A 25,365-nucleotide genomic window follows, 5' to 3' on the forward strand; every position below is an offset into this window, starting at 1 on the left:
CCGTGACCACGAACACCGCCACCGACCGCCCACCCCGGCAGGGCGCCGTGCCGCCCGCACCACCGGCGGAGGGCAGCTGGGTACGGGAGCGAGTCCAGCGCCTGCGCACCGGCGACTTCGGACCGCTGCCCGTCATCCTCGGACTCGTCGTCATCTCGCTGGTCTTCCAGATCGCGAACCAGCGGTTCCTCTCCCCGCAGAACCTCTCCAACCTGAGCCTCCAGATCGCCTCCACCGGCGTCATCGCGCTCGGCATCGTCTTCGTCCTGATCATCGGGGAGATCGACCTCTCCGCCGGATCGGTGAGCGGGATCACCTCCGCCTCGATGGTCGTACTGAGCATCAACAGGGGCTGGCCACCGGTCCTCGCGATCGTCCTGGCGGTCGTCTTCGGCGCCGCGATCGGCCTGTTCCACGGCTTCATCTTCACCAAGCTCGGCGTTCCGTCGTTCGTGCTGACCCTGGGCGGCCTGCTCGCCTGGCAGGGCGGCCAGCTGCTCGTCCTCGGCAACCACGGCACCATCAACATCCCCTACGACGGCCCCATCGCCGCCCTCGCCAACACCACGCTCCCGGCGTGGAGCGGCTACGTGATCGCCCTGCTCTACGCGACAGCGACCCTCGGCAGGGCGTTCCGCACCGCGGCGCGGCGGCGCGAGCGGGGGCTGACCGTACGACCGCTCACCGGCACCCTGGTGCCCGCGGCCGTGATCACGGCCGTGATCCTCGTGGCGACGACCGTCTTCGCGCGGTGGCACGGCATCCCCCTGTCGCTGCTCATCTTCGTCGGACTCGTGGTGCTCGTGGAGATACTGCTGCGCGGAACGACCTTCGGCCGCAAGCTGTTCGCCGTCGGCGGCAACGCCGAGGCGGCCCGGCGGGCGGGCATCCAGGTCGGCACGGTCAAGGTCGTCGCCTTCACGATCGCCTCGTCCCTCGCGGCCTTCGGCGGTGTACTCGCGGCCTCCCGCCTGTTCGCCGTCAACCAGGCCAGCGGCGGCAGCGACATCCTGCTGAACGCGATCGCCGCCGCCGTCATCGGCGGCACCAGCCTCTTCGGCGGGCGCGGCACCGCCTACTCCGCACTGCTCGGCATGCTCGTCATCGGAGCGGTGTCCAACGGCATGGATCTGCTCAACCAGACCTCCGCCGTCAAATACGTGATCACCGGCGCTGTACTCGTCGTCGCCGTCGTGATCGATTCCCTGGCACGACGAGGAAGGGCGGCTAGCGGCCGATGAGTGTCAACGCGTTTCTGCGACAGGGTTTCATCCCCTTCGAGGAGGGCGTGCTGGACCAGACCGGCCGGCTCACCGAGGTCGCCCCCGTCCTGCGCGAGCGGGCGCTCGCCGCGGCGGCCACCGCCGGCCGGCCCGCCCGGGTGACCTTCATCGGTATCGGCGCGAGCCTCGCGGCCCTCACCGCCCCGGCCGCCCACCTCTCCGCACACGGCATCCCGAGCGTCCGCCTCAACGCGGCCGAGGCCGGACCGTTCGACGAGGACGCCACGCTCATCGCCCTGTCGCAGTCGGGCCGCAGCCGCGAGACCGTCGACGTGATGCGTACGGCCCCGGGCCGCAGGCTCGCCGTCGTCAACGTCACCGACTCGCCGATGGCCTCCGCCGCCGACTCGGTCCTCACCCTCGGCGACCTGCCCGACAGCCTCGCCTCGACCATCGGGTTCACCGCCTCGGCGATGGCCGTGTCGATGCTCGCCGAGAGCTGGACCGACGGCGAACCGTCCGCGTCCTGGCTCACCCTGGGCGAACGGCTGGCGGCCTTCCTCACCGCGAACTCCCCGCGTACCGAGGAGATCGCGGACCGGCTGTCGGCCGCGTCGATCATCGATCTGGTGGCCCCGGCCGACCAGTACGGCGCGGTCGAGGGCGGCGCGCTGCTGCTGCGCGAGGTGGTGCGGGTGCCCGCCGCGTCGTTCGAGACCCGGCAGTACCTGCACGGGCTGATGGAGTCGACCAACCCCTCGACCCTGCACCTCGTCCTCGACGGCCCCGACGACGGGCAGATCGTCCGGGCCCTCGGCTCGCTCGGCCGCCAGATCGTCGAACTGCGCACCGGCGCCCCCGTCGCACACGGCGAACGCACCCTGGTGGTGCCGGTCGAGACGCGAAGCCCCCTGGAGATTCCGATCTTCGTGGCGGCGCTCCTGCAACACGTGGCACTGCGCGCGGCGGAGAAACGGGGCATCGACCCCGACGAGTTCCTCTTCCTCGACACCGGCACCAAGCTCGACGACGGCGAATAGCCGTCACCGGCCCGGCCGTCGGACACCCGCCTCCGTACGGCACGGGCCGCCCACGGGCCACCGGAGCCGTCCCTCCCCCTCCCTTCCAACGGACACAATCAGGTCTATGTCTACTTCGCCAGCACTGCACCGCAAGGTGGCCCAACACCTCAGGGAACGCATCGAGTCGGGGGTCATCGCCCCCGGATCGAGGATGCCCTCCGAGCGGGTTCTCGCCAATCAGTTCGACGTCAGCCGGGTCACCGTCCGCCAGGCACTGAAGGACCTGGAGACGGCCGGGCTGGTCACCGTCGTCGCGGGTGCCCGGTGGGTACGCGCGGAGACGCCCGCGCCCGCCTCGCTCCGGCCCGGCGAGCCGGAGGCGGAGTCGATCGAGGAGGGCGCCACCGGGCTCGTGAGCTTCTCGGACCTCGCCGCCGCGAACGGCCTGACGTCCACCTCGAAGGTGCTGAAGTGCCTCACCCGCGCGAGCTCGCTCGACGAGGCCGACCTGCTGGGTGTCGCGCCCGGTGCCCCCGTGGTCGAACTGGTCCGGCTGCGGCACCTCGACGGCATCCCCACCCTGATCGACTTCTCCCTCATCCCCGAGGGCCCGGCGCCCGGACTGAGCGACCACGACTTCACCACCGCCTCCCTCTACTCCACACTCGCCGAGCGGTACGGCCTGCACGCCGTCCGCGCCGACTGCGTCATCGAGGCACGCGGCGCCACCCCCGAGATCGCCGAGCGGCTCGGCCTCACCTCGGGCGACCCCGTCCTGGAGATCGTCCAGACCACCTTCGACGAGAACCGCCGGGTCGTGCAGTGGTGCCGCAGCGTCTACCGCGGCGACCGCTACCGCTTCCGCGCCGCCCTCCAGGGCCAGGCCGCCCCCGCACACCACCCCCAGACCGCGGCGGAACCCCCCGGCCGCGGCGCCGTACCCCATCTTGCGAGGTTGTATCCATGAGAGTTTCCGCACGCGGCGCCGTCGTCGCCGGCGCCTGGGTGAAGGGCGACGTCGAGATCGACGACGGAAGGCTGGTACGCGTCGGCCTCCCGTCGACCGGTACGGGGTACGTCCTGCCCGGCCTGGTCGACCTCCAGGTCAACGGGTACGGCGGGGTCGACTTCAACGCCGCGACGGCCCCGGAGTTCGAACAGGCGCTGGCCGCGCTCACCCGGGACGGCGTGTTCCACGTACAGCCCACCCTCATCACCGACTCCGAGGACAACGTGGTCCGCCAGCTCGGCGTACTCGGCGACCTCCGGCGCTCCGCCCCACGCGGGGCGAAGATCGTCGGCGTCCACGCCGAAGGCCCGTTCCTGTCCCCGCACCACCGCGGCGTGCACCGCACCGAATACCTCCGCGACCCCGACACCGGTCTCGTGCGGCGATTCCTCGACGCCGGGCCGCTGCGCACGATCACCGTCGCCCCCGAACTGCCCGGCGCGCCCGAGCTGATCGCCTGGGCCGCCGGGCAGGGCGTCATCGTGCAGGCCGGGCACTCGGGCGCCGACACGGCCACCGCGTACGCGGGCTTCGACGCGGGCGCCCGCGCCGTCACCCACCTGTTCAACGGCATGATCCCGTTCAGCCACCGCGCCCCCGGCATCGCGGGCGCGACGCTCAACCGGGAGGAGGTCGCCATCCAGCTCATCGCCGACGACATCCATCTGGCGCGCGAGACCTCGCTGTTCGCGCTCAAGGCCGCCGAGCACCGCATCATGCTCGTCACCGATGCCGCGTCCCCGGCCGGGGCGGGCGACGGTGCCTTCACCGTGGGCGGCTTCACGGTCACCGTCACCGACGGCGTGCCGCGCCTGCCCGACGGCACCCTCGCGGGCAGCACGGTCACGCTGCTGCAACAGGTCCGCAAGCTGGTCGAGCACGACTGGCCCGTCGACCGCGCGGTGAACCTGGCCAGCCGGGCCCCCGCCCGCTTCTACGGCCTCACCGGCGCCGGGGAACTCACCCTCGGCGGCCCGGCCGACCTGATCGTGACGGACGAGAACGTCGCCGTCGCGCGCGTCCTGGTCGCCGGAGAGGAGTTCACGGCATGAACCTCGTTCCCCGCGGGCTGATCGTCTCGCTCACCCCCTCGCCCCAGTCACCCTGGCAGCACGTCCAGGACATCGTCCGGCTGGCCGCCGCCGCGCAGGCCGGCGGCGCCGTCGCCGTGAAGATGGACGGCCCCGACGCCGTACGCGCCGTGAAACGCGCCGTCCCCGGCCTCCCCGTGCTCGCCGTGAGCATCGACGGCTCGCACGGCGGGGTCGTCCGCATCACCCCGACCCGGGACCACGCCGCCGCCCTCGTGGAGGCCGGCGCCGACGTCCTCGAACTGGAGGCGGACTCGGCGGCCCGCCGCCACGACGGGCAGGACCTGTCCGAACTCGTCGCGTCCTTCGTCGCGTTGGGCAGACCCGTCAAGGCGGGCGTGCCGGGCATCGACGACGCGCGCACCGCCGTGGCGGCGGGCGCCGCGATGGTCAGCTCGTCCACCATGGGCTACCCCGCCAAGGCGAACACCGGCCCGCTGCCCGACCTCGGCCTGGTCGAGAACCTCGTGGCCGCCGCCGGAGTGCCGGTCGTCGCCGAGCGCGGCTACGCGACACCGGACGACGTCCGCGCGGCCTTCGCCGCAGGCGCGCACGCCGTCGTGGTCGGCTCGGCCATCGTGGACCCGGTCTGGCTGACGTCCCGTTTCGCCGGGCTGCACGCCAGCGCTTCGTAGGGGGTGCCCGACAGGTCCCGCCTGGCGGGCCGAGCCGGGTGCGCAGGCGCGCGGTGTTGATCGAAGTCGGCTACGGCTCCGGTTCTTCGTACGTCGCCGCGTCGGCCGCGCGGTCGCGCCACCACGAGGGATTCGCCGGGCAGCTCGACGCGGTCACCCGGGCGGGGCTGATCACCGACCCGGACACCGTCCGCGCCGTCTGGGAGGACGCCGTCGCCGCGCCCGACCGGCAGGGCCCGCCGCTGTGGCTGCACGGCGACCTCCACCCCGCCGACGTCCTCACCGCGGACGGCACCCTCTGCGGGGCGATCGACCTCGGCGACCTCTGCGCGGGCGACCCCGCCTGCGACCTCGCCGCCCCCTGGATCCTGCTGCCGGGCGGCGCCCCGGCCGCCTTCCACCGGGCGTACCGACCGACCGTCGACGCCGCCACCCTGCGCCGGGCCCGGGGCTGGGCGGTGCTGCGCGCCCTCGCCGGCATGCTGATCGGCGAGGACGGCGTCCGTGGCCTCCCCAACGGGAAACCCACCTGGGGTCCACCGGCCCAGGACTCGCTGCGCCGCCTCGTCGCGACGGCCCGCCCCGCCCACCCGGACGGGCAACGGCCCTGACGGACCCGCTCTGTCGGCCCTCCGGCCGACAAGGCTGTCCGCCGGGCAGCCGGCGGAACAGGGACACCGAACGTGCACCGTTCCGTCCGGCCCGCACGGCATCCCGCACCCGAGACGGGCCGTGTTCGCGTTCTGATCCGGGTCAGACGACTCGCCCGGAAGGGAGCACAGGCACCTGTCCGCGTCCCGACCCCCGGAGGATACGGCGGAGTTCGTCCACGATCGACGTGGCCCGGTGGTCGTCGCCCGCTTCCATGAGGTTGGTCAGGAACGCGAATCCGACCTGGTGCGTCACGTCGGCGAAGGCGACCTGCCCGCCCGCGCCGTCGTGTCCGAAGGAGGCGGGACCGAGGTACTCGCGGGCGAGGGAGGGCAGTTGGAAGCCCATGCCCCACCGGGGGAACGGCGGCTGACCGCCGAAGACCGGGGTGCCTTCGGTCTGCGGTCGTATGGCGTCCGCGACCGTGCCGGCGTCCAGCAGCCGTACTCCGTCGGTCTCCGTCACCGTGGACGACCAGATCGCGGCCAGTGCCCGCGCCGACGCGATGCCGCCCGCTCCCGGCAGCTCCGCCGCCCGTATCCGTGGGTCGTTGAAGCCGCGCTCGCCGTCGACGAGTTCGGTCGGGAAAGCGTTCCCGAGGGTCATGGCCCGATCGGACCAGTCGACCTCCCCGGCGGGCCGCGCCGCTGCCTGCCGCGCGACGAGCGCCGTGAGGCTCGCACCGACCCGCAGCCGGGCGACCCGATCCCGCGCCGAGTCGGGCAGACCGATCCACGCGTCGGCGTGCAGCGGCGTGGCGATGAGTTCGTCGAAGTACTGACCGACCGTTCCGCCGGTCACGCGCCGGACGACTTCACCGGCGAGCCAGCCGTGGGTGAGGGCGTGGTAGGCGTGTCCCGCACCCCGGGGCCACAACGGTTCCTGGGCCGCCAGCAGGCCCGTGACACGGTCCCAGTCGACGACGTCCTCGACGGACAGGACATCGCGGGGCGCCGAGAGCCCGGAGCGGTGGGCGAGGAGATCGGCGACCGTGATCCGTTCCTTGCCGGCGGCGGCGAACTCGGGCCAGTGGGCGACGACGGGGTCCTCGTATCCGAGGAGGCCGTCCTGGACGAGGCGGGCCGCGAGAATCGAGGTGAGGCCCTTGGTGCAGGAGAAGATGACACTGGTGGTGTCCTTCGTCCAGGGCGACCCGTCGCGCGCGTCGGCGGTTCCGGCCCACAGATCGGCGACCGTCTCGCCGCCCACCCTGACGCAGAGCGCCGCGCCCATGCCGTCCTTGCCGGTGAAGGCGTCGGCGAAGGCATCCGCGAGGGAGGCGAATCCCGGGGATGTGCCGCCCTCGATACGGGTGTTCATGTCGGGGTGCTTTCGCTCTGGAGGGTCAGGGGTACGAGGCCGCGGCGGTCCGGTGACCAGCTGACGGGGATGGGGTCGGACACCGCGCCGGGGAATCCGGCGTCTGATCCGGAGTTGTGGAAGGCGAGCAGGACGGTCCGGCCGGTCCGGTCCTCGACGAGCCGCCCGCTGTAGAGGGATTCGTCGAGGACCAGCCGGGCCTCCTCCACGGGGTACGGACCCAGGGTCGCAGGGGCGGGGACGCTCCAGATACCGCCGACCCGGTCGGCCTCGCGGCGTGCGGCGGACAGCCGGGGGGTGTCGCAGGACAACAGCAGGACGGTCTCGCCGTCGACGGTCGCGATCTGGGGGACCTCCAGGTGCGCGAAGCCCGCGCCCACCCGGCTGAGCGGTGGCCGGACCGTCCACTCCTGGAGGTCCGGTGACGTCGCGTGCCCGATCACACCCCGGTCGTCGGCGGGACCGTGGCCGGCCCGTGCGGTGATGAGCATGTGCCAGCCGTCGCCCGCCGGGTCGGGGAACACCCACGGGTCGCGCCACGCCTCCTCCGGCCAGGTGGCGTCCGCCAGTTTCTCGTACCAGCGACCGTCCGCCCGGCAGACCGGCCCGTCCTGCTTCGTCCAGGTGTGCAGGTCGGTGGAGAGGGCCACCCCGATGCTCTCGACGTTGCCGCCGGTGTCGAGGAAGCGGGCTCCGGTGTAGAACATCCGCCAGACACCGTCGGGGCCGCGGACGACGCTGCCCGTCCAGGTGGCGGTCTCGTCGTGGGCCCCGGGTGCCCCGGGGCCGAGGACCGGCCCGTGGTCCCGCCATTCGGTCAGGTCCGCCGAAGTCGCGTGCCCGATCCGGGCGTTGCGATGCCGCAGTTCCGGGTCGCCCAGGCTCTTGGGGGCGTGCAGGTAGTACAGGTGGAAGGTGTCGCCGTCGTCGGCGAACCAGAAGTCCCACACCCAGGCGTGATCCAGGCGAAATGTCATATGACGTCCTTGTGGCCGCGGTCGCCGTGGTGAGTGCGCCGCGCCGGTGAGGGTGACGGGAAGGAGGAGAGGGTGTTTCAGCCTTTGACCGCGCCCTGGAGGAGCGCCTTGATGAACTGGCGCTGGAAGACCACGTAGATCACGATGGTGGGCAGCATGATGATCAGCGCTCCGGCGAACAGCAGCGGAAGCTGATTGAGGTACTGCCCCTGGAACGCGCCGAGCGCGCCCGCCATGGTGCGTTTGTCGGGGTCGTTCACCAGCACCAGCGGCAGGAGGAACTGGTTCCAGGTCCACAGGAACAGCAGGATCGCCAGGGCCGAGAGGGCGGGCATGGCCAGCGGAAGCTGGATGCGGCGAATCTCCTGGAAGGTGCCGGCCCCGTCGATGCGCGCGGCCTCGGAGAGTTCGGTGGGCACCCCGGCGAAATGGGCGCGCATCCACAGGACGCTGAACGGCATGTAGAGCCCGATCAGCGGAAGGATGATCGCCCACTGGGTGTTGAGCAGCCCCAGGGCGCTGATCTCGTAGTAGATGGGGATGATGATCGCCTCGAAGGGGATGGTCAGGCCCAGCAGGAGCAGGGCGAAGACGAATCCCCCGCCTCGGATACGGAGATTGCCCAGGGCGTATCCGGCCAGTGAGGACAGGAGCAGGCTGAGCGGTACGACGCCGAGGATGATGAGCGTGCTGGAGCCGAGCAACTGCCAGACGTGCGCGGTCCGGAAGGCTACGGCGAAGTTGCCCCACTGGGGATCGCTGGGCCAGGAGAACCCGTCGGGGATGCGGTCCGCGGGCTGGAGGGCACCGGAGAGCATTCCCGCGAGTGGCAGCAGGGTCAGGATCAGCACCAGGACGAGGACGACGCGTCCGACGATCACTTCCGCCTTGTTGACGATCATCAGTCTCGCTCCCTTGCCAGCAGCTGAACGGGCAGCACTGCCAGGAGGACCAGTGCCAGGAGGACGATGCCGAAGGCGGACGCCAGGCCGACTTCGCTCTGGGTGAAGGCGAGCCGGAAGATCGAGATGCCGGGGACGAGGGTGCTGTTTCCCGGACCGCCCTTGGTGGTGGTGTAGATGATGTCGAAGCTGCTCAGCGCGGCGATCACGGTGATGGTGACCAGTACGGCGATCTCGCGCCGCAGCCCGGGGAGGGTGACGGTCACGAACTCCCGCCACCAGCCCGCTCCGTCGAGCCGTGCCGCCTCGTAGAGGGAGGCGTCGATCTTTCCGATGCCGGTGAGCAGCAGGATCGTGCAGAGGCCGGTGAGCACCCAGGAACCGATGAGGCCGACCGCCGGAAGCGCGGTGCCGAAGCCCGCCAGCCAGGACCGGGACAGGAAGCCCAGGCCGACGGAGTCGAGGATGGTGTTGATGGTGCCGGTCTGCGCGTACATCCACGACCAGGCGATACCGGCGGCGACCAGCGGGATGATCTGCGGCAGGAACAGCACCGTACGGGCGATCGTGGCGAAGGGGCCGGGCCGCATCGTACGGATCAGGGTCGCCAGGGCCAGGCCGGCGGCGACCGGGATCACCGTGAAGAAGACGATGAGGATCAACGCGTTGACGATCGATATCAGCAACTCCGGCTCGGTGAAGACCCGGACGTAGTTGTCGATGCCCGTCCAGGTGGCGGCGCCGATGCCGTTCCAGCTGTAGAGCGAGTACCGCACGGCCGTGATCAGCGGATAGATCACGAAGGCGCAGAAGAACGCCAGGGCGGGGAGGACGAAGAGCCAGCCGACGGTGAGTCTGCGCCGTGCCTCCCCCCGCGCGGAGGAACGGCCGTGCCGGCGAGGAGCTGGTCCGACGCCCGTGGCGTGAGCGCCCTCTCCGGCCCGGCCGGGGGCCGCCGCCGTCAGGGGCGGAGCCTCGTGCCTACGGGCATCGTCGCTCATGAACCGGCCAGCTCCTTCACGTAGTACTCCTGGATGGAGTCGACGAACGCCTTGGGCTCCATGCGCCTGGTCAGCAGCTTCTGCTCGTCCGGCTGGAAGGCGCCCGCGTAGATCCCGGCCGTGGTGTTGGCCATGAAGTCGACGAATCCGTCGTCGGATCCGACCTTCGCCGACGCCGAGAGGACCTGCTCGGTCAGCGAACCCTTCTTCCCCTCCGGCATCGCCTGCGAGGGGTCGCCGCCGGGGGAGGCGCCCGTCACGTCGACGACGATCTGCCGGGCCTTGGGGTCGGTGTGGATCCAGTTCAGGAAGAAGGCCGTCGCGTCGGCGTTCTTCGCCTTGGCCGGGATGGCGAACGAGTTCGCGGCGCCCATCGCGACGTACGGGCCGCCGGCGGTGGCCGGAGGAGCCAGGAAGAACCGGGCGGCACCCTGCCCCATCGCCTTGTCGGTTCCCGCGGCGTCCCAGTTTCCGTCGAACATCAGCAGGCCCTTGCCCGCGTGGAAGTTGGCCACCATCGTCGTGTAGTTGATCGCGTTGACGTCGGACGGGAAGTAGCCGGCGTCGGCCCACTTCTTGAAGACGGTCGCGCCCTTGAGACTGGCCTCGGTGGCGAAGGTGGCCCCGGGCTTGTTGAACATCCAGTCGACCAGTTCGGACTTGTCCCCGTACTGGTTGATCAGCGCCTGGAGCGCGAAGGTGCCGACACCGTCCTGCATACCGATCTGGACGGGGAGGATCTTGGCGGCCTTGGCCTTGGCCATCCACTCCTCCAGCTCGGTGACGGTGGCCGGCGCGCCGGAGAGCCCCAGCTGCTTGGCGTACTTCTCGTTCACGTAGACGCCCGTCACGCTGTAGCCCAGGCCCATCTGGTACAGCGAGCCCTCACCGCGCACCCCTTCGGCGCTCATGCGGGAGGCCGCGAGCTGACCGACGGAGAACTTGTCCCACCCGTAGCCCTTGAAATACGGGTCCAGATTGGTCAGGAGCCCGTCCTTGACGGTGTCGCCCATGGTGGGAAGGCGGATGAGGTCCGGGGCGTCGGCGCCGGCGAGGAGACGAGGCGCGTTGGCGGTGAGGTTCTGGAAGCTGTCGCGAACGATCTTGAACGTGACGTTCGGGTGCTGCTTGGTGAACTCCGCGGCCAGATCGCCGGAGACGGGGAAGCCCGTCTCGTCCTGGATCTTGATCGTGATCTTGTCGGACGTGAGCTTCAGGTCCACCTCGCCCGAGCCCTTCGGGGTCGCGGCCGGTGATCCGGGAGCGCATCCCGCCAGGGCGAGTGCCCCCGCCGCGACGGCGACCGCAACGGCCCTTCGGTGCGCGGGTATCGCGGTGCCTCGTCCCTCGCGGGGACGGATCGAATTGAGTGCCATCTGCGTGACTCCGTTGTCTGAGCGTGCTCCGTGGAAGGTACTTCCAGGGGCGCGGGCGGGTGCCGTCGAGTACGGCGATCGACCTGCGGGAGGAGGGTGCGGGAGCAGCAGCCCATGCGAAGATGGGGCTAAACTGCTTGCTAAAAGCATTTAGCGGTGCTCATAGTCGGACGCGGGACGATCCCTGTCAAGAAGAAATTCTCAGCGGGTGGAGTGCCGTGATTGTGTGGAGACCGGCGCGCGCACCCACACGCGGCGCCGCAGGGGAGGGGAAACCATGGGGCGCAAGCGCGTCACGCTCGCCGACGTCGCCCGGCGCGCCGGGCTGTCCACCAGCGCCGCGTCGATGATCCTCAACGGCAGGCCGGACTCCCGGCTCTCCGCCGACGCCCATGCCCGCGTCAACGAGGCCGCCGCCGAGCTCGGCTACCGGCCGAACGTCGCCGCCCGTGGCCTGCGTACCGACAAGACCCTCACCATCGGCTTCATCTCCGATGTCGTCGCCACCACCCGTTTCGCCAGCGGCCTGATCCGCGGAGCGCTGGACGCCGCCCAGCGGGCGGGGCACGTCGTGCTCGTCCTGGAGACCGGCGGCGACCCGGAGCGGGAGTCCGAGGCGATCGGGGCCGTGCTCGACCGTCAGGTCGACGGCATAATCTTCGCCGTCATGCGCGCCCGGGAACTGTTCGTGCCCGAGATCCCGTCGGCCACCCGCGTCGTCACGCTCAACGCCACGGACGCCAAGCACCCCGCGTCGGTGCTTCCCGACGAACTCGCCGGCGGCGCCTCGGCCGTCGGCCTCCTCGCCGACGCCGGTCACCGGGAGGGAATCGCCCTCATCGGACACGACGCGGCGGCCGAGAAGGAACTCTTCCACTCCACCACCGTCGCGCGCCGCATCGCCGGGATCCGCGCCGCGATGGGTGAGCGGGGACTGCGCTTCGCCGCCGAGGAGTCGTGCCTGGAGTGGGAGCCGCAGCACGGTTACGAGGTGACCCACGCCCTCCTCGAACGCCGGAGCGACATCCGTGCCCTGCTGTGCATGAACGACCGCCTCGCCTTCGGCGCGTACCAGGCGCTGGCCGACCACGGCCTGTCCGTCCCCCGTGACGTCTCCGTCGTCTCGTTCGACAACGACGAACTCGCCTCCTACCTCAGGCCCGGCCTCACGACCGTCGGGCTGCCCCACGAGGCCATGGGCCGGGCCTCCGTCGAGATGCTGCTCGCCCCCGGCGGACCCTCCGGCGGCCGTTTGATCCCCATGCCGGTGATCGAGCGAAGATCGGTCCGGGCCCCCACGAGATGAGGACGTGCCCTCCCCACACTGGCGCCGTCCCCGTGGGCCCGCCGTAGGGAGTCCGGAGACCTCGACGCCGTGCCTCGGTCCGCACGCCCCGGTCGTGCGCCACCGACCACGGTCGCCGGCCTCGACACCCGCCTCACCCTCGCCGCCGCCGGGGTGGGGCTCGCCGTCGTACCGCGTCGCGCGGTCGGGCCCGGCCGGCGTGTCGACGTGTGTGAACTGCGGGAACCGTGGGAGCGCCGCCCGCACCTGCCGGCCTGGGGTGCGAAGGCGGACGCCTCGCCGACCGCCGAGGCGACGGCCGCGCTCGCCGCGCACCCGCGCGCCGCCGCGCTCGCCGAACCGGCGCGCTCTCCCGGGGCGCCGGACCGACCGGAAGCGGCGGACCGGACGAGACCCGGCTCCCGTCCGGGGCTCGCCCTCCCCGGCGACAGCGGGACGGCCCCGGGCCGGTCCCCGGCAAGGCCCGCCGTCAGGCTCGGCCGCCGCGGCGCGGCGAGATCGTGTCTCCCGCGTTGATCGTTGTGCCACGGCTCGCGGCACCGGCCGTGCCGCCGTCGACGCTCGGCTTCCCGCTCGAACCACCCGCGCCTGCCTCGCCGTTGAGCGCCGTGAGGGTGACCGTGCCCGAGGCCGGCGGCGGTGTCCAGGACCGTGCCCAGAGCCGTCGTCCTGCCGGTCGGGGTGCGGGCGGCGACCGAGCAGACCCTCGGCTGCCCACGACGGCGACCGCCCCCGAACGTCGGCCCGTACGTCGGTTTCAAGCCAGGGCGGTGAGGGTGTGCGCCTATCGCACGGCACGGGGAAATGGCTTCGCATCAGGCATCTGATCTTCTTCGATCGTTTTTTGATCGAAAATCAGCTAGTCGAGCACTATCTATGCAAAAAGTAACGTCATGCGCAAGTCTCACTATCTGTCCTGTAACGGTCCTTACAGGACATGCCGGTTGCCGGGAGGATCACAGCACCAACCAGGGAGGGGACCCCGTGTCTGACGACTTCGGGCAGGACGGCGAGCAATCCGAAGAGGAGACGAGCACGTCCGGTACGTCGAAGGGGAAGCGCAAGTACCAGCAGGGCAGCGGCAAGGAGGCTCCGCCCAAGCGCGCACGGACGGAAGTGACCGACGTCGACGGGAGCGAGGACGACGAGGACAGCGAGGACAAGGAACGGTCCTCCGAGGAGGAGTACCGCGGTCAGCCCACCGGCACCTACTCACCGTCCGGATCGAGCGACGAATCGGACAGCTCGCAGGGCACCACGGCGGACTTGGCGTCCTACGGGCGGTTCATCCGGGTCGTGGTGACCTGGGCGAGGGCCAACCAGGATCGCGTCGACGCGATCTGCGACACGCCGGGCGGCTGGGAATCCTGGCTGGAGGTCGAGCTCTATCTCGCGCTGAGGGCAGCCGGCGTGGAGGTCACCCGACAGCCGCCGTTCACGGTGGACACCACCGGGGGCTCCCGCGCGGACCTCTACGTCGACAACCGCTTCCTGATCGAGATGAAGGTCGAGACCGGCAGGGAGAAGGCGTCCAGCTTTGTGAAGCGCCTGGTCACCGACCTCAACAAGGTGGACAGCAGGGCGGGGGACCGCCCTGCCGCGGTGGTCGGCTTCAGCTGGTCGGAGCAGAGCAGGATCGCCTGCACCCAACAGCTCGGTGCGCCCATCAGGGTCGGCGTCCTCTCCATCTTCCAGGACGCCTCCCTCGCCGGGTGACCCTCCCGGGCCGAACGGCGCCCGCTCCGCGCCGTTCGGCGCCTGTCGGTGAGGCGGAGGGTGGCGAACGGGTGCCGGGGCTCAGTCGGTGTCGATGCCGCGCGCGGCGAATATCGTCGCCGCGTCCGGCACCGCCAGGACGCCGTCCTCCACGAAGGTGATCTCCCGCAGGTTGGGCAGCGGGGCGAGGTCGTCGAGCGAGCGGACGTCGAACAGGTCGTCCTCGCCGTCCCAGGCGGGGGCACAGTGCCGGAAGACGTCCGCCCCGGCGTCGAAGCACAGCTCCTCGACACGGGTGAGCAGCTCGGCCGGGATCTCCAGAGCCTCGAAATGGGCCTGGGACCCGGGCAGCACCTCCGTGTGGAGGCCGTTCTCCAGGACGTAGGACGCCGGGTCGCCGATCCCCCGCTCGGCCAGCAGCACGGGCAGGTAATCCTGAACAGCCGCTCCTGGCTGGAGCTCCAGGGCGGCACGGGAGAGGGGCCGCCCCGCGAGATCGAGGTGCCGGTCGGCTGCTCCGCCTTCCACGATGACGCTGCCAACCTGGTCGACACCGACGACATCGTCCTCGGCGGACATATCGATCTCAACCCGGCAGGAGAGGCCCTGCTGCTGGAGGCGCTTCCACCAGTCGGGCACGTCCGCGCGTCGGCCGCCGCAGCACCCCGCTTGTGCGGCAGCCTCGACCGGATCCTCGACGAGGTGGCCGGCAACCTCATGGGCTCCGCGTTCGCCGTCCGACAGCACGGTCAGCTCCTGCTGCTGGACATGCTCCGCGCCTGCATCGATCAGGCCGAACTTCCCCCGGGACGGCTGCGGCTACTGGCCGACGAACGGCTGCGTCCGGCGCTCAACCTCATGCACGCCGAACCCGGGCACCCATGGCGGCTGGAGGAACTGGCGCGCGCCGCGTCGATGTCCCGGACAACCTTCGCCGCGCGTTTCCGGATCATGGCGGGAACGCCACCGCTCACCTACCTCAGCCGCTGGCGGATACTGCTGGCGCGGCGCGCCCTCCGCGAGGGAGACGACCGCATCGCCTCCCTCGCCTCCGTCCTGGGATACGCATCGGAAAGCACGTTCAGTACAGCGTTCAAACGGGAGGCAGGGGAGTCGCCCCAGCGTTACCGGTACCGGATGCGCGACGAAGCGGAGACCCACGCCAAGCCCTCACGGACATGACGCCCCGAGCGGGACCTGACACATGGTGGCTGTTCGGGAGATCGCCGGTGGACCGGCGGGGACGGCGGTGTCTGGCCGCGAGTCAGCACCACGGGGAAGGCGTCGGCCTGCTCCAGCTCGAAGCGCCAGCCCTTGCCGTAGCGGGCATCCGCGGCCGCCCAGTCGAACGGAACCCGTACCCCGCGCCAAACACCTCCGATCCGCCGCGGACCAGACAGCCGGTAGAACAAAGCCGCCCGCAGTAGACGAATTCGAGGTTCTACACTGAGCACCGATGTGAATCTGTTGCGGCAGGAGCAGGTATTAATCAACCTGGCGGCGAGGGTTTATGGGGCGACTGGCGTAGTGACATGGAATGTTCTGTGCGGTGCTTCCCCCCGTGCTACTGTCGTTCTCAGTTGCAGTTGTGGATCCCAAAGACTTCAAGTGCACCCTCCGGCTTTTCCGTCGGTGGATGCGCTTTTGTATTTCCGGCCAAGCTTCCGGACGGGTGATCATCGCGGCGACGTGAGTTCCACACAGTGTGGAATTCAGGGCTTTGCCCCCGAAGGAGATCAAAATGGCTAGTGGCACCGTCAAGTGGTTCAACGCGGAAAAGGGTTTCGGCTTCATCGAGCAGGATGGTGGCGGCGCTGACGTGTTCGCCCACTACTCGAACATTTCTGCCTCCGGTTTCCGTGAGCTCCAGGAGGGCCAGAAGGTGAACTTCGACGTCACGCAGGGCCAGAAGGGCCCGCAGGCGGAGAACATCACTCCCGCCTGATCGCCGGCATCGCGACTTGTTGGGGCCCGCACCTTGGGGTGCGGGCCCCAACTGTTGTTTCCCCATGCTCCACGCCGTCTTCCGGCCCGCTCGCCCCGTTCGGGTTCCCTTCGTGGAGGCTCTGCCCCCGAGTGGTCCTGTGGCCAGTTCTCCGGCAATGAATTCCAGCCGTGCTGCGCCCGCCCTCGCCAGTGGATTCACTGCACTGTGGTTGATTTCCTGGGCGGCCGACTTGCCGCTATTTAACTTCTTGCTTGTCCGTTCCCGGCTCGTTCTTGCGATTCCTTGCGCGGTCATTCTGCCCAAGAGTTCCTCGATACGTGCCGCATCGAGAGAGGTTCAGCTTGAACCGCACGCCTCGCACGAACGACCGTTATTCCCGTACCCGCTCCGGCGGCTCCACCGGAGGCAACAGCCGCTTCCGCCCCGGGTCGTCGTCCGGCTCCGGACGCCCCGGCTCCTCCGGCCGGTCCGGGGGCGGCTACGGCCGCCGGCCCGCCGCCCTCCAGGGCGAGTTCGCCCTGCCGGTCACCCTCACCCCCGCCCTGCCCGCCGTGTCGAGCTTCGCCGAGCTCCAACTGCCCGACCCCGTCATGACGACACTCGCCGGCCTCGGCGTGAGCGAGCCCTTCCCCATCCAGGCCGCGACACTGCCGAACTCGATCGCGGGCCGCGACGTCCTGGGCCGCGGGCGCACCGGCTCCGGCAAGACCCTCGCCTTCGGTCTGGCACTCCTGGTCCGCACGGCGGGCCAGCGCGCCCAGCCCAGGCAGCCGCTGGTGCTCGTCCTCGTACCGACCCGTGAGCTGGCCCAGCAGGTCACCGACGCGCTCACCCCCTACGCCCGCGCGCTGAAGCTGCGGCTCGCCACCGTCGTCGGCGGCATGTCGATCGGCCGCCAGGCCGGCGCGCTGCGCGGCGGCGCCGAGATCGTCGTGGCGACACCCGGACGGCTCAAGGACCTGATCGAGCGCGGCGACTGCGCGTTGGACCAGGTGGCCATCACCGTCCTCGACGAAGCCGACCAGATGGCCGACATGGGCTTCATGCCCCAGGTCACCGAGCTCCTCGACCAGGTACGGCCGGACGGCCAGCGCATGCTGTTCTCCGCGACACTCGACCGCAACGTCGACCTGCTGGTACGCCGCTACCTGCACGACCCGGTGGTCCACTCCGTGGACGCGGCCGTCGGCACGGTCACCACCATGGAGCACCACGTCCTGCACGTACAGAACGCCGACAAGTACGCCACCACCACGGAGATCGCGGCACGCGACGGCCGGGTACTGATGTTCCTGGACACCAAACACGCCGTCGACCGGCTCACCGAGCACCTGCTGAACAGCGGAGTACGCGCCGCCGCGCTCCACGGGGGCAAGTCCCAGCCGCAGCGCACCCGGACACTCGCCCGGTTCAAGACGGGCCATGTGACGGTACTCGTGGCGACGAACGTCGCCGCACGCGGCATCCACATCGACAATCTCGACCTCGTCGTGAACGTCGACCCGCCCAGCGACCACAAGGACTACCTGCACCGAGGCGGACGTACCGCGCGCGCCGGGGAGTCGGGCAGCGTCGTCACCCTCGTCCTGCCCAACCAGCGCCGCGACATGACGCGCCTGATGTCCGACGCCGGCATCGTCCCGCAGATCGCACAGGTCCGCTCCGGCGAAGCCGAACTGAGCAGAATCACCGGCGCCCAAGCACCCTCAGGCGTACCGGTCATCATCACCACCCCCGTCTCGGAGTTCTCGGAGCGCCGCAAGAGCACCGGCGGCTCCTCACGCGGGGGGCGCAGGAGGCCGGCGCGCACGCGACGCGCTTCCGCCGCGCCTCAGGCACGGACCGGCACGTCACCGAGTCGGCCTTCCGTCAACAGCGCTGCTTGAGGCAGGGGTTACCTGCCCGCAGGTCACGACTTCTCCGGCTCCCCCTTCGACTCAGCTGAGGAACTATGCACTGCGTCATCGCCCGCTTTCCCTTCGAACTGGTCAAGAGCGAGGTCCTGCGTTCGATGAAAGGCGTCAAGCCCGAGCCTGTCACGGGTGAGTCCGTGATCATCGGCCGCCGTACCTACCCCGTGAAACAAGTGGGAGAAGTGATCACCAGGCAGGACCGGCGCGACTTCTCCGCCGGCGAAGTGACCAGGGCGATGACCCGCCTCGGCTTCACGTGCCGCACCATCTCCGCAGCCGCCCCGCCCCTCCCCTTCGCCCCCGGAACGCCGACAGGCATGTGACCGACGCCGCGCTGTAGACAGGTCGTTGCGCACCTTCCGCCAGCGCGGTGAACACGGGCGGGCGACCGAGGAGAACGACCTCATAGCGCCACTACCGCAGGAGGAGTTCGCCATGACCACAGGAACCGTCAAGTGGTTCGATCCGGCGAAAGGCTTCGGCTTCATCGAACCCACAGACGGCGGAGCTGACGTGTTCGCTCACTACGCCTACATCACCGCCGGCAGTCCTCTCGACCTGCGGCAGGGGCAGAGGGTGAGCTTCAGCCTCATCCACGGGAAGAAGGGGCCACACGCCGAGAACATCCTTCCCTCCTGACACCCCCCCGCGCCGCCGGAACGCCGGCCGGACCGATCCGTCGAGAAGCCGGATCCCGGTTGAGGGAACGCCCCCGTGGGGTGATGCAGCCCGGCGGGGCGGCGACTGTGACTCCCGTTGCGCGCGAGCGCCGCGCCCCCTGGCCCTGCGGAAACGTGACGAAGCGGACTCGGCCGGGTGGAAGACACGGGCCGAACCCATGCTCGCCGTTCTCGGCCCGTGTTCCGCACCACCCTGGCGCCGCGTTCCCTGGCGACCTCCGCTTCACGTCACCGATCGCGCGCCGGGCGCTGCATGGAAGCACCGGACGGGCTTCTGTGCGCATCCGTCGGCTGACAGGGTGGCGTCCGAACCGTGGGATGGGGATACGGTGGGCCGCTCTCCGGCGTCGTGACGCCACTCCCGGACTCCGGAGAACCATCTCCTCGGTTCTCTCTGATCCAACGGCCGTGAAAACGAAGTTGCCCGGAACGCTGTGAGTTCCGGGCAGCACGCGCGGGCCGCTGCCGCGAGGATCGTGAAGAAGCTGCGGGTCTCAGGCGGTGGCCGTCGGGTCTGCCGGTGCGGCGGTGCGCCGGTGTTCGGCGTTGATGCGCAGGGCTTCCTCAAGCTGGTCTTCGAGGACGACGATGCGGCAGGCAGCCTCAATAGGGGTGCCCTGGTCGACGAGTTCCCGGGCGCGGGCGGCGATGCGCAGCTGATAGCGGGAGTATCGGCGGTGGCCGCCTTCGGAGCGCAGGGGGGTGATGAGGCGGGCTTCGCCGATGGCGCGGAGGAAACTTTGGGTGGTGCCGAGCATCTCGGCGGCCCGGCCCATCGTGTAGGCGGGGTAGTCGTCGTCATCCAGACGGCTGAACGAGTCGTCTGCTGTCATTTGCACCTCTCTGCGGAACGCGTTGGAGGGGCCTTGGTGCCGTACGGCACCAAGGCCCCGAAGGAACTGCTACACCATCTGCCGACCTTGTTCCTGCGTCGGCCTTCTGTGTCCGCACGGCCGTCCGGGAGAGGACGGGGAATGCGGGGATCGCGGTTGCTTGACCGGAGACCACCTCACTATCGATGTCCTGCGGTACCCGGGCTCACTGACTCCACCCGGGCGATCCTGATGGCGCTCGCCTCCTTCGTTTCTTCCCTCTGGGATCAATCACTTACCTACTGCTGCACTGCGCACTGCTCTTACTTCTGGTGATACGAACTGCTGGTGACCTGAGTAAGCGCCACTCTCCGGCAGCCAGCCCCGTCGCCCGTCGTGCGTCTGCTCTGGCTTGGAACCCCACTGCCGAACCTCCCGGCACGCGCGCCCGCAGCCGACGCCTTTACCGAGGAACCACTGACACCGCACTGCTGTCTGCGTGTACTGCGATACCGCTGTGGCGGCCCCTGAATCTGCGGGCCACCCGGTCCGGCCGTCAGTCCCGTCACCGTCCTGCAACCGCTCTGGCTTCGGAACTCCACCACCGCACCGACCTGCGAACTGCAACTTCCTTACTGCTGCCCGGCAGTTCGTCTCTGCCAGGCCCTGCTGTCTCTCTGGGCTACGAGAGAAACCATAACCACACCACCGCCCAATGTCTACTCCGGCCGACACAGATTTTCGCGCGTTCGACGAGGAGACAGTCGGCCACGAACAGCCACGCGGGCAGGCGCGCGGTCGCCATCGCCCGAGCCAGGCGGCGCCCCGGGGGATCGTTGCCTCTGGTCGCCGGGAGACCGTGCCGGGCAGGTTTCCCTGTTCGTGTCGGGCGGCGGGCCGGCAGGCGTGGGCCTGAGGTGTGACCTCTGGTACTTCAGGTTTCGAGGGGTGGGCCTATGCGCGAGATGACGCAAGGTGAATCGGCGGGTCGCGGGGTGACCGGTTGTCGGCGCGACTGTTCTTCGCGTCGGCCTCCACGCTGTCGGCTCGGTGCTCGCGGTGCGGCGTCGACGCCCGCCTACGTGTCGGCGCCCGCCGGTTCCTCGGGTTGGGCCCACGGGCGCCTGGAGAAGGCGGCATTGAGCTCGATTTACGGCGCCCGGTAATGAAGCGCGTTCAGGCGGTTTCATGTGGATCGGTCGACGTCGCCAGAAGCCGGGGTCCGGCTCCAGGTTCTTCTTGCGATGTGCCCCTCGGGTGGCGGACCGCCTACTTCGCTGGCACTTCGGCATGGGGACCGCTGGGACGCGTGTGTGGGTGCATTCGCTGTCCGAGTGCGTCGGATGCGGCCCTTGTGAGGTTCTTGTCCGCCTCTGCGATGAACTGATTGAACAGGGCGACCGCTTCAGGCCCGGCACCTTCCGGGGAACCGGCGTCGAACGGCGGCTTCGGGTCGTATTCCATAGCGAGCTGGGAGAACTTCGCCGCCTGTTCGCCGAGAAGGTGGGCGACAAGTGTGAGGCCGAAATCGATGCCGGCGGTCACACCACCCCCGGAGAACCTGTTCCGATCGACGCAGACGCGTTCCGTCGATACCTCGACGCCCAGCTGTGCCAGCTGGGCGCGTGTGGACCAGTGAGTCGCCGCACGATAGCCGTCGAGCAGCCCCGCGGCGGCGAGGACGATTGATCCGGTGCAGACCGAGGTGATGTACGAGGCCCTCGCACCGCGGTCAGCGAGGAATGCGATGGTCTTGTTGTCGAGCATCGGGCCCTCGACAAACCCTCCGGGCACGAACAGGACGTCCAGCTGGGAGGGACAGTCGTCGAATGTCGTGGTCGGTGCGATGGCGATCCCGCTGTCGGTGAGAACCGGTTCGAGGGTTTCGGCGACCAGGTGGCAATTCATGCCCGCGCCTGCGAAGGCCGTGTGCGGACCGATGAAATCGAGTGCGGTGTGACCGTTGAAGAGAAGCATGGCGACTTGGAGTGGCCGCGCAGGTTCTGGAGTTGCTTCGTGGCTCATGAGAATCACGGTAATGATCGCCGCACTCACAATCGAGTGGCAGTTCTGACAACATGTGCTATTTTCCCGCCATGGTATCTCCCGCGCGCCCCGACACGGCGGTCAGAAACGTCGCTGTCCTGGCCTTGAACGGCGTCGTGACCTTCGACCTCGGCGTCCCGCTCCTGGTCTTCGGTGCCCTGCCCGACCGGTACCGCATCACCGTGTGCGCGCCCGAACCGGGACCAGTGCCCACGTTCGACGGCTTTTCCCTCGGCGCGGAACGCGGACTCGAGGAGCTGGACCGCTGCCACACCCTGGTCGTGCCCGGGTACGACCTGGACAGGCCGCTTCCGACTGCTGCTCTCCTGGCGCTGCGCAGGGCCCACACCGCCGGCGTCAGGATGGTGTCCATCTGTTCGGGAGTTTTCGCCCTGGCCGAGGCCGGCCTGCTCAACGGGCTCACCGTCACTACGCACTGGCGCGCAGCGGATCACCTGGCCAGGGGATATCCGGACGTGACGGTGGCCCCTGACGTGCTCTACTTCGACCACGGCCAGATCCTGACCTCGGCCGGCGCGTCCGCGGGAATCGACCTCTGCCTTCACATCGTCCGCCGTGACCACGGTGCGGCCACCGCGAACGCCGCGGCCAGACTTGCGGTGGCCGCACCGCACCGGGTCGGGGGCCAGAGCCAGTACATCAAGCGATCCATACCTCACACGTCCGGTCAGTCGCTCACCCGGACCCGGGATTGGGCACTGCGTCATCTCAGCGAGGAACTGCCCGTCCGCCGGCTGGCCAAGCATGCGGGCCTTTCTGAGCGCACGTTCGCGCGCCGCTTCGTAGAAGAGGCGGGAGTCTCACCGACACAGTGGCTGCTGACCGCCCGGATCGATCTCGCCAAACATCTTCTCGAATCCTGCGATCACAGCATCGACGAAGTGGCCCGGCGTGCCGGGCTAGGCACCGCCGCCAATCTCCGTGCCCGCTTCCGTAAAGCCACTGCCACCAGTCCGACCGCTTATCGGAAGACCTTCGGCCGGTAAGTTCATGCCGGGGCAATCACGACGGTCAGGTTAAGGCCCGACGGCGACGAAGATGCGATGGGCCGTGACGTCAGTGTTGTTGAACAGGCGGATGAAACCAAACCTGCTGACTTCAGGTGCGTTGCGGCGGAAGAAGCCCTATTCGTGTCCGCGGTGGAAGTCAGCGGCGTGGTCGCCGCGGGTGCCGGCGTAGAGACCGGGGCCGTACAGGTAGGGCATGCGATCGTTCGGCGCGAACGCATGCGTTTCCTGCCAGGGGAGTTGCTGCTGCCAGCTGCGGAAGATCCGATGAACTCGTCCCAGCTCATGCCTTCCGGGCGCGCGACATCGAACGCCCGACTGGAGAGATCGCTGCCGGCCTGGGCGACTGCCAACGCAGCAACGTGGCGCGCGCGTCAACCGGCTGGATTGTCTGGTTTCCTACTGCCCGAGCCGGCGGGTGCTCAGGGCTCCTTGCGAAAAGAAGTCTTCAGGCGGCGCCACCAAATGATGCCGCGGCCGAGGGTGAGGAAAGCTTCGCGGATCTTCCGGCGGGTGCGCAGGCGGCGGGACCAGCGCGGGAGGGTGAAGACGGCAGACGGCCCTGTAGACACCCCTGGTCCCTCTGGACGCCGAGGTTCGCACCGTCCGACTGTTCGCCTCGATGCTCACCCACACCTGCGATGCTCACCCACACCACGGTCACGCCGCTGGTGGCGGTGTTCTTGCTTCTGCTGTGCGATGTCGCCGCCGGCCTCACCCCTCGGGGCCGTCCGGCTAATAGCTTCCTTCGGCGTCCAGCTGGCGCAAGAGTCCGCGATTGTCGACGCGCACCCACTCCTCGACGAGGCGTCCCCGGTCGTCGAAGCGGAAGATATTGATCAGGTCGAACACGACGCGTTTGCCGTTGGGCGGCAGCGGGCCGACCGGTGACTGGGTGAACTCACGGGCGAATGTGCCTTCGATCCACGTCTGGCAGGCCAGGTGGTCACCTTCGGCCACCACGATGCCGCGCCGTATCGACCGGTCGTCGAATGCCTCGCGCACCGACGCGAAGTAGTCGTTGAGCCCGGCGAAGTCGGACTCGAAGCCGTCCGGCCCGTGGAAGCGGAACTTCTCGGTGTCGAAGTACGTCGAGGCCTCGTCCGGGTCCTCGCCCGACACCTCCAGTTCGCCGGCCCGGACCAGGCGGGCCACGAGTTCGTCACGAGTGAATTGCTGTGTCATGCCACCAGCCTGCCCGCCCCCGGTCATGCGGTCAAACGATGATTCGGCACCATTTCCATGACAGAAGCGCATGTTAGGTTCGGGTCATGGCAGAGTTCACCCTCACTGGCTTCCGCGTCGTTCACCAGGTCGCCACCGCGGGATCGTTCACCCGGGCCGCCGAGATGCTCGGTTACACACAGTCGGGCGTCTCCCGCCAGGTCGCCGCCATGGAGGCGGCAGCCGGAGCGCCGATCTTCGACCGCACACGACGCGGCGTAGCGCTCACACCGGCAGGCCAGGTGCTCGTCCGCCGCGCGACGGAGGTTCTCGCCGACGTGGCGGCGACCGAGCTGGAGCTCGCCGGCCTGCGTGACCGGCTCGCGGGGCGTCTCACGATCGGCGCCTACCCCACCGCCGCCATGGCATTGGTCCCGCGAGCGATGGCGCAGGTGACCTCCGGCCATCCAGGTCTCGCCGTGCTCCTGGAGGAGGCCGCTACGCCCGCCCTGCTCCGGCGGCTACGGACGGGCCGGCTGGACATGGTGGTCATCGGGGTCGGCCACGGCCTGCCGGACTACGACCTGAGCGAACTCCGGCAGACCACCGTGCTCCAAGGCGATCTTCTGGTGGTCGTCCCGGACACGCACCGGTTCGCGGGCCACGCCGGCATCACCGTGCCGGACCTGGCCCAGGAGCACTGGATCGCCGGGGACGGCGCGGCGGGTGAGCCGCAGTTCGGAGCCTGGCCGACCCTGTCGGACCCCCACATCGCCCACACCGCGCGCAGCTGGTCGACACGCCTCAGCATGGTCGCGGCCGGACTGGGCATCACAGTCATCCCCGACCTGGCCGTACCGGCCCTGCCGACGGGCGTACGAGCCGTGGCCGTCACCGACACCTACTGGCCCGGCCGCGCGACCGTCGCCGTGACCCGGCCGCACCCTTCCGCTCAGACACGGGCGATGGTGACAGCCCTGCGGAACCAGGCTGCCCGCCTGCGGGAACCGCCTGAGGACTCCTAGCAAGCAAAGGTCTTCAGGTGGCGTCGGCAGATGATGGCGCAGCCGAGGGCGAGGAAGGCTTCGTGGAGGTCGTCGCGGATCTCCCGGCGGGTGCGCGGACGGCGGAACCAGTGCGGGAGCGCGAAGGCGGCTTCGACGACGGAGCGGTGGACGCCCAGGCCGGAGCCTGCTCGGTCCCGCGGCGAGCGATGACCGGTCGGACGCCCAGTTCGCGGCGGTAGGAGTCGTACTCGTAGCCGCGGCCGGCGTACAGAGCGGTAGGGCGTCGGCGGGGACGCCCGCGCTCGCCTCTGACGGGCGGCACGGCTTGGACCAGGGGTATGAGCTGGGTGACGTCGGCTTCCAGGGTGGTCAGCTCGTTCGCGAGAGGGGGCGCGCTCCGGCAGTCGATGTCATGGACCATGCTCTGCCCTTTACGTTCACCCGGCACCACCGTCCACCCGGAAGCGCCCGCTGGAGGCTGCGCGGGAAGCCTGTGTGTCACGACGGTGGGCACGTCCACACCGCTGATCGGCCGGAG

The 25,365-nt window shown here is 69.7% G+C and carries 24 protein-coding genes and 1 pseudogene; 16 read left to right on the forward strand and 9 right to left on the reverse strand.

The window, feature by feature from the left end; translation table 11 throughout:
• Positions 1–2: 2 nt before the first annotated feature.
• From OG875_RS27575 to OG875_RS27600, 6 genes and pseudogenes are all read left to right on the forward strand, one after another.
• Positions 3–1,241, forward strand: a complete 1,239-nt coding sequence (locus OG875_RS27575; protein ID WP_330176927.1) for a sugar ABC transporter permease — start codon at positions 3–5, stop codon at positions 1,239–1,241.
• Positions 1,238–2,263: an SIS domain-containing protein gene (locus OG875_RS27580; protein WP_330176928.1), complete on the forward strand. Its 1,026-nt coding sequence runs from the start codon at positions 1,238–1,240 to the stop codon at positions 2,261–2,263. The genes OG875_RS27575 and OG875_RS27580 overlap by 4 nt, the downstream gene beginning before the upstream one ends.
• A gap of 106 nt (positions 2,264–2,369) precedes the next feature.
• A complete protein-coding gene (locus OG875_RS27585; protein ID WP_330176929.1) occupies positions 2,370–3,212 on the forward strand; it encodes a GntR family transcriptional regulator in 843 nt (280 codons plus the stop codon).
• The gene (gene nagA / locus OG875_RS27590) at positions 3,209–4,306 is read left to right on the forward strand and encodes an N-acetylglucosamine-6-phosphate deacetylase (protein ID WP_330176930.1); all 1,098 of its coding nucleotides are present in this window, start codon (positions 3,209–3,211) and stop codon (positions 4,304–4,306) included. Before OG875_RS27585 ends, nagA begins: the two co-directional genes overlap by 4 nt.
• Positions 4,303–4,980, forward strand: a complete 678-nt coding sequence (locus OG875_RS27595) for an N-acetylmannosamine-6-phosphate 2-epimerase (RefSeq protein ID WP_330176931.1) — start codon at positions 4,303–4,305, stop codon at positions 4,978–4,980. The genes nagA and OG875_RS27595 overlap by 4 nt, the downstream gene beginning before the upstream one ends.
• A 119-nt stretch (positions 4,981–5,099) precedes the next feature.
• Positions 5,100–5,591: pseudogene (locus OG875_RS27600) on the forward strand (phosphotransferase); the annotation flags it as partial.
• Between the two features lie 142 nt (positions 5,592–5,733).
• Here the strand turns inward: OG875_RS27600 and OG875_RS27605 are convergent.
• From OG875_RS27605 to OG875_RS27625, 5 genes are all read right to left on the reverse strand, one after another.
• Positions 5,734–6,951, reverse strand: coding sequence for a serine hydrolase domain-containing protein (locus OG875_RS27605; protein WP_330176932.1), 1,218 nt, complete (start codon positions 6,949–6,951; stop codon positions 5,734–5,736).
• A complete protein-coding gene (locus OG875_RS27610) occupies positions 6,948–7,928 on the reverse strand; it encodes a glycosyl hydrolase family 32 (RefSeq protein ID WP_330176933.1) in 981 nt (326 codons plus the stop codon). Before OG875_RS27610 ends, OG875_RS27605 begins: the two co-directional genes overlap by 4 nt.
• A 77-nt stretch (positions 7,929–8,005) precedes the next feature.
• Positions 8,006–8,830 carry a carbohydrate ABC transporter permease gene (locus OG875_RS27615; RefSeq protein ID WP_330176934.1) on the reverse strand — a complete coding sequence of 275 codons (825 nt, stop codon included), beginning with the start codon at positions 8,828–8,830 and terminating at the stop codon, positions 8,006–8,008.
• Entirely contained in the window at positions 8,830–9,831 is a 1,002-nt protein-coding gene (locus OG875_RS27620; protein ID WP_330176935.1) for a carbohydrate ABC transporter permease, read from the reverse strand. Before OG875_RS27620 ends, OG875_RS27615 begins: the two co-directional genes overlap by 1 nt.
• Entirely contained in the window at positions 9,828–11,207 is a 1,380-nt protein-coding gene (locus tag OG875_RS27625; RefSeq protein WP_330176936.1) for an ABC transporter substrate-binding protein, read from the reverse strand. Before OG875_RS27625 ends, OG875_RS27620 begins: the two co-directional genes overlap by 4 nt.
• A 277-nt stretch (positions 11,208–11,484) precedes the next feature.
• Here OG875_RS27625 and OG875_RS27630 point away from each other — a divergent pair, with 277 nt between their 5' ends.
• The 3 genes from OG875_RS27630 (at position 11,485) to OG875_RS27640 (ending at position 14,229) form a co-directional block, all read left to right on the forward strand.
• Positions 11,485–12,513, forward strand: coding sequence for a LacI family DNA-binding transcriptional regulator (locus OG875_RS27630; RefSeq protein WP_330176937.1), 1,029 nt, complete (start codon positions 11,485–11,487; stop codon positions 12,511–12,513).
• A 69-nt stretch (positions 12,514–12,582) separates the two neighbouring features.
• Entirely contained in the window at positions 12,583–13,029 is a 447-nt protein-coding gene (locus OG875_RS27635; RefSeq protein ID WP_330176938.1) for a hypothetical protein, read from the forward strand.
• 468 nt (positions 13,030–13,497) lie between these two features.
• A complete protein-coding gene (locus OG875_RS27640) occupies positions 13,498–14,229 on the forward strand; it encodes a hypothetical protein (protein WP_330176939.1) in 732 nt (243 codons plus the stop codon).
• A gap of 81 nt (positions 14,230–14,310) precedes the next feature.
• On the opposite strand, the gene OG875_RS27645 is transcribed toward OG875_RS27640, so the two are convergent.
• A complete protein-coding gene (locus OG875_RS27645) occupies positions 14,311–14,652 on the reverse strand; it encodes a DUF6892 domain-containing protein (RefSeq protein WP_330176940.1) in 342 nt (113 codons plus the stop codon).
• Between OG875_RS27645 and OG875_RS27650 the strand changes: the two genes are divergently transcribed.
• The 5 genes from OG875_RS27650 (at position 14,590) to OG875_RS27670 (ending at position 18,729) form a co-directional block, all read left to right on the forward strand.
• A complete protein-coding gene (locus OG875_RS27650) occupies positions 14,590–15,411 on the forward strand; it encodes a helix-turn-helix transcriptional regulator (RefSeq protein WP_330176941.1) in 822 nt (273 codons plus the stop codon). The genes OG875_RS27645 and OG875_RS27650 overlap by 63 nt on opposite strands.
• Positions 15,412–15,970: 559 nt before the next feature.
• Positions 15,971–16,174, forward strand: a complete 204-nt coding sequence (locus OG875_RS27655) for a cold-shock protein (RefSeq protein ID WP_330176942.1) — start codon at positions 15,971–15,973, stop codon at positions 16,172–16,174.
• Between the two features lie 344 nt (positions 16,175–16,518).
• A complete protein-coding gene (locus tag OG875_RS27660) occupies positions 16,519–18,063 on the forward strand; it encodes a DEAD/DEAH box helicase (protein WP_330176943.1) in 1,545 nt (514 codons plus the stop codon).
• Between the two features lie 65 nt (positions 18,064–18,128).
• Entirely contained in the window at positions 18,129–18,413 is a 285-nt protein-coding gene (locus tag OG875_RS27665; protein ID WP_330176944.1) for an SCO5918 family protein, read from the forward strand.
• Positions 18,414–18,525: 112 nt separating this feature from the next.
• Positions 18,526–18,729: a cold-shock protein gene (locus tag OG875_RS27670; RefSeq protein ID WP_330176945.1), complete on the forward strand. Its 204-nt coding sequence runs from the start codon at positions 18,526–18,528 to the stop codon at positions 18,727–18,729.
• A gap of 535 nt (positions 18,730–19,264) precedes the next feature.
• Here the strand turns inward: OG875_RS27670 and OG875_RS27675 are convergent.
• Both OG875_RS27675 and OG875_RS27680 read right to left on the reverse strand, forming a co-directional pair.
• Positions 19,265–19,603 (reverse strand): helix-turn-helix domain-containing protein, encoded by a 339-nt coding sequence (locus OG875_RS27675; RefSeq protein ID WP_330176946.1) that lies wholly within the window; start codon positions 19,601–19,603, stop codon positions 19,265–19,267.
• Between the two features lie 1,248 nt (positions 19,604–20,851).
• Positions 20,852–21,607 carry a DJ-1/PfpI family protein gene (locus OG875_RS27680; protein WP_330176947.1) on the reverse strand — a complete coding sequence of 252 codons (756 nt, stop codon included), beginning with the start codon at positions 21,605–21,607 and terminating at the stop codon, positions 20,852–20,854.
• 71 nt (positions 21,608–21,678) lie between these two features.
• Between OG875_RS27680 and OG875_RS27685 the strand changes: the two genes are divergently transcribed.
• Positions 21,679–22,635: a helix-turn-helix domain-containing protein gene (locus OG875_RS27685; protein ID WP_330176948.1), complete on the forward strand. Its 957-nt coding sequence runs from the start codon at positions 21,679–21,681 to the stop codon at positions 22,633–22,635.
• 756 nt (positions 22,636–23,391) lie between these two features.
• On the opposite strand, the gene OG875_RS27690 is transcribed toward OG875_RS27685, so the two are convergent.
• Positions 23,392–23,841: an ester cyclase gene (locus OG875_RS27690; protein ID WP_330176949.1), complete on the reverse strand. Its 450-nt coding sequence runs from the start codon at positions 23,839–23,841 to the stop codon at positions 23,392–23,394.
• 86 nt (positions 23,842–23,927) lie between these two features.
• Between OG875_RS27690 and OG875_RS27695 the strand changes: the two genes are divergently transcribed.
• Positions 23,928–24,845, forward strand: a complete 918-nt coding sequence (locus OG875_RS27695; RefSeq protein WP_330176950.1) for a LysR family transcriptional regulator — start codon at positions 23,928–23,930, stop codon at positions 24,843–24,845.
• Positions 24,846–25,365 lie beyond the last annotated feature (520 nt).

Source organism: Streptomyces sp. NBC_01498 (genome assembly GCF_036327775.1).
Taxonomy (GTDB): Bacteria; Actinomycetota; Actinomycetes; order Streptomycetales; family Streptomycetaceae; genus Streptomyces.

Bases quoted from the DNA above. Each gene is read 5' to 3' on its own strand.
- OG875_RS27680 (WP_330176947.1), bottom strand. From the start codon at position 21,607: ATGAGCCACGAAGCAACTCCAGAACCTGCGCGGCCACTCCAAGTCGCC.
- OG875_RS27675 (WP_330176946.1), bottom strand. From the start codon at position 19,603: ATGACAGCAGACGACTCGTTCAGCCGTCTGGATGACGACGACTACCCC.
- OG875_RS27670 (WP_330176945.1), top strand. From the start codon at position 18,526: ATGACCACAGGAACCGTCAAGTGGTTCGATCCGGCGAAAGGCTTCGGC.
- OG875_RS27580 (WP_330176928.1), top strand. From the start codon at position 1,238: ATGAGTGTCAACGCGTTTCTGCGACAGGGTTTCATCCCCTTCGAGGAG.
- OG875_RS27625 (WP_330176936.1), bottom strand. From the start codon at position 11,207: ATGGCACTCAATTCGATCCGTCCCCGCGAGGGACGAGGCACCGCGATA.
- OG875_RS27620 (WP_330176935.1), bottom strand. From the start codon at position 9,831: ATGAGCGACGATGCCCGTAGGCACGAGGCTCCGCCCCTGACGGCGGCG.
- OG875_RS27615 (WP_330176934.1), bottom strand. From the start codon at position 8,830: ATGATCGTCAACAAGGCGGAAGTGATCGTCGGACGCGTCGTCCTCGTC.
- OG875_RS27685 (WP_330176948.1), top strand. From the start codon at position 21,679: ATGGTATCTCCCGCGCGCCCCGACACGGCGGTCAGAAACGTCGCTGTC.
- OG875_RS27695 (WP_330176950.1), top strand. From the start codon at position 23,928: ATGGCAGAGTTCACCCTCACTGGCTTCCGCGTCGTTCACCAGGTCGCC.
- OG875_RS27605 (WP_330176932.1), bottom strand. From the start codon at position 6,951: ATGAACACCCGTATCGAGGGCGGCACATCCCCGGGATTCGCCTCCCTC.
- OG875_RS27655 (WP_330176942.1), top strand. From the start codon at position 15,971: ATGGCTAGTGGCACCGTCAAGTGGTTCAACGCGGAAAAGGGTTTCGGC.
- OG875_RS27610 (WP_330176933.1), bottom strand. From the start codon at position 7,928: ATGACATTTCGCCTGGATCACGCCTGGGTGTGGGACTTCTGGTTCGCC.
- OG875_RS27595 (WP_330176931.1), top strand. From the start codon at position 4,303: ATGAACCTCGTTCCCCGCGGGCTGATCGTCTCGCTCACCCCCTCGCCC.
- OG875_RS27665 (WP_330176944.1), top strand. From the start codon at position 18,129: ATGCACTGCGTCATCGCCCGCTTTCCCTTCGAACTGGTCAAGAGCGAG.
- OG875_RS27690 (WP_330176949.1), bottom strand. From the start codon at position 23,841: ATGACACAGCAATTCACTCGTGACGAACTCGTGGCCCGCCTGGTCCGG.
- nagA (WP_330176930.1), top strand. From the start codon at position 3,209: ATGAGAGTTTCCGCACGCGGCGCCGTCGTCGCCGGCGCCTGGGTGAAG.
- OG875_RS27585 (WP_330176929.1), top strand. From the start codon at position 2,370: ATGTCTACTTCGCCAGCACTGCACCGCAAGGTGGCCCAACACCTCAGG.
- OG875_RS27630 (WP_330176937.1), top strand. From the start codon at position 11,485: ATGGGGCGCAAGCGCGTCACGCTCGCCGACGTCGCCCGGCGCGCCGGG.